Annotated in this window: 1 protein-coding gene and 1 pseudogene; one reads left to right on the top strand and one right to left on the bottom strand. The window is 75.7% G+C overall.

Features of this window, described 5'->3' with window-relative positions; translation table 11 throughout:
• Positions 1-934, top strand: a pseudogene (locus IH13_RS38335) (glycosyltransferase family 4 protein); the annotation flags it as partial.
• A 115-nt stretch (positions 935-1,049) separates the two neighbouring features.
• Here the strand turns inward: IH13_RS38335 and IH13_RS0125235 are convergent.
• Positions 1,050-2,114, bottom strand: a complete 1,065-nt coding sequence (locus IH13_RS0125235; protein WP_234433383.1) for a serine hydrolase domain-containing protein — start codon at positions 2,112-2,114, stop codon at positions 1,050-1,052.
• Positions 2,115-2,819 lie beyond the last annotated feature (705 nt).

Raw genomic sequence — 2,819 nt, 5'->3', positions numbered from 1 at the left:
CCCGTGCCCCGGCGCGGCGACCCCGCCGCCGTAGCCGCCCTGCGCGCCGCCTGCACCGGCGCGGACGTGGTCCACGCGCATGGGCTGCACGCCGCCGTGCGCGCCGGGCTCGCGTTGAGCGGGCGCAGCACGCCCCTGGTGGTGACCTGGCACTCCCGGCCGCACGCCGAGGGGGCCCGCCGCCGGATGCTGCACCTGCTGGAGCGAAGGGCGGCCCGCGCGGCGGCCGTCGTGCTCGGCACGTCGTCGGAGCTGGTCGACCGGGCCCGGCTCCGGGGCGCCAGGGACGCCCGGCTCGCTCCCGCCCCGGTCCCGGCGAGCCGCCCGCCCGCCGTCCACGACGGCAAGGCGCGCGCCGAACTGGGCGCGGTGGACCGGCCGTTACTCGTCTCGGCCGGCACCCTCGATTCGGACCACGGCTACGACACCCTGCTGGACGCCGCCCATGCGTGGCGGGAGCTGGACCCCGTACCGCTGCTGGTCGTCGTGGGGGAGGGCAGCGGGGAGGAGGCGCTGCGGCACCGCATCCTCGACGAGGGGCTGCCCGTCGTTCTGGCCGGGCGCCGCGACGACCCCGCGGAGCTTCTCGCCGTCGCCGACCTCGCCGTACTGCCCGGCCGCGAGGACCCCCGCCCGCTCCTGGCCCGGGAGGCGCTGCGGCTCGGAGTGCCCCTGGCCGCCGCCGACTCCCCGGGTCTCCCCGGGTCTGCGCGAGCTCGTCGGCGGCGCCGCCGAACTGGTGCCGTACGGGGACGCCGGAGCCCTGGCCGGTGCCGTCGCCCGGCTCCTGGCTGATCCCGGGCACCGGGAACGGCTCGCCGGGGCGGGGCTGCGGCAGGCGGCCGGGTGGCCCACTGAGGAGGACACCGTCGCCCATGTGCTGTGTGTGTACGACGAGTTGGCCCAGCCGCTGTCGGCGGCCGTCCGGGCGTGAGTGCGTCCCCTGGTGACCGTGTGGGTTCCGGCACCAGGGGCGGGGGCAGTCGGGCGAGTGGTCCCTGGTGTGGGTAGCGGACGGGGGACCGTGCGCCCGGCCCGTGCCGGACGGCTCACGCGGTGCCGCACAGGGCGTGGTCGATCAGGCTGTGCAGGGCGTCCTCCTGGCGGGCCGCTGTACGGGGATCCGCCGGGCGGCTGTGCGCGGAGACGGTGACGGCACGTCGACCGTCCGTCGTGGTGGCGGTGCGGACGAGGTAGCCGAGGCCGCTTCCCCCGTGCCCGAGGTAATCACCGCCGCAGGACAGAGGGGTGAGGAAGAGTCCCAGGCCGTCCCGGGTTCCGGCGGGGTGGCCACTGTCCTGCGGCACCGGGACGGCGGTCCGCATGGCGGCGAGGGCGGCGGGCGTCAGCAGCCGTCCGCCGACCAGGGCGGTGAAGAAGTGGTTGAGCTCGCGGGCCGTGCCGGTCATCGAGCCGTCGGCCCCGCTGTCGAAGGGTCGGTAGGGGAGCGTGGTGTCGATCATCGGACCGTCCTCGGCGAACTGCTGGTAGTTGGCCGCGTGCGGATGCGGGAGAAGGGGCCAGGTGCCGGGGGTGTCGGTGTGACGCAGCCCGAGGGGGCGCAGGACGCGGTCGTGGACCTGCTGTTCCCAGGAGCGGCCGGTGACCTTCTGGACGATCATCCCGGCGAGTACGTAGTTCGTGTTGGAGTACGCCCAGTCCGTTCCCGGCGGGAAGCCGGGCTCGTGGCGCATGGCCATGGCGACCAACTGCTCGGGCCGATAGGCCTGCCACCGGTTGGTGTGGTAGGTGTGGGCGCTCGGGCCGGGGAACACGTCGGCCGTGTAGTCGTACAGACCGCTGGTGTGCCGCAGCAGGTCGCGGATCGTGATGGTCCGGCCGTCGTTGCCGGCACCGGAGACCACCCCGGGCAGCAACTGCTCCACCGTCTGGTCGAGCGTCAGCCGCTTCTCGTCCGCCAACTGCAGGACGACGGTGGCGACGAACGTCTTGGTGATGCTGCCCAGACGCAGATAACCGTCCTTCGGAACCGGCCGGCGAACGATCAGGTCGCCGACGCCGGAGCGCGCCGTGACGGTTCCACGCGGGGTCTCCAGGCGGACCGACACCCCGGTGACCCCGGCATCGCGCAGCATGTCGGCGTCACGTTGCACGGACTGCCCCACGGCGGAGGGGAGCGGCGTGGCCGCCGAGGCCCCCGTGGCCGGCAGAGCCGACACAGCTGACATCAGGACAACGGCCGACACCCATGAACGGCGAAATTTCATGGACCGAGGCTAGGAACGAGAGGTGCTGCCGGCCATCCAGGCCGCCCCCGGGCACGTGGGGTGCCAACCGGATGGACACCCACCCGGCAGCCGGTACTGACCGGGAAGACGGGCGCCCGCCGCGCCCGTCCGTACCGCCGGGCCGTACCGCCCCCGGTGTGGTGGGGGTCGTCGGCGATCAGGCCGGAGTGCAGAAGCCGACTTCGGCCAGACACTCCCTGATGAGCTGGCGCAGGTACTCCCGGTTGGGGGTGTCACCGGGGTCACCCTTCAGGCCCCGCGGCCCACGGGGGCCGCAGGCGCCGACGGGGCCGGGGTCGCCCTGGGGCCCCTGAGGGCCGCGCGGCCCCGGGGGGCCTTCGCGGCCGTCGGCGCCGGCCAGCCCGTGGGCACCGGGCTTTCCGTCCCTGCCGTCCCGGCCCGGCGGGCCTTCGGCCCCTTCGGGACCCTGCGCTCCCTCGGGACCCTGCGGGCCGCAGGGCCCTTCGGGGCCCGCCGGCCCCTCGACCCCCCGTGGTCCCTGCGGGCCGGGAGGCCCGTCCGGCCCGGGAGGCCCGGCAGGTCCCGCGCACCCCGCCCCGCCCGCCGGCC

The sequence above is a fragment of the Streptomyces sp. NRRL WC-3549 genome, assembly GCF_000721935.1.
Lineage (GTDB): Bacteria > Actinomycetota > Actinomycetes > Streptomycetales > Streptomycetaceae > Streptomyces.
Note: the sequence above shows the minus strand (reverse complement) of the source record. Positions and strands in the feature narration are given on the sequence as shown.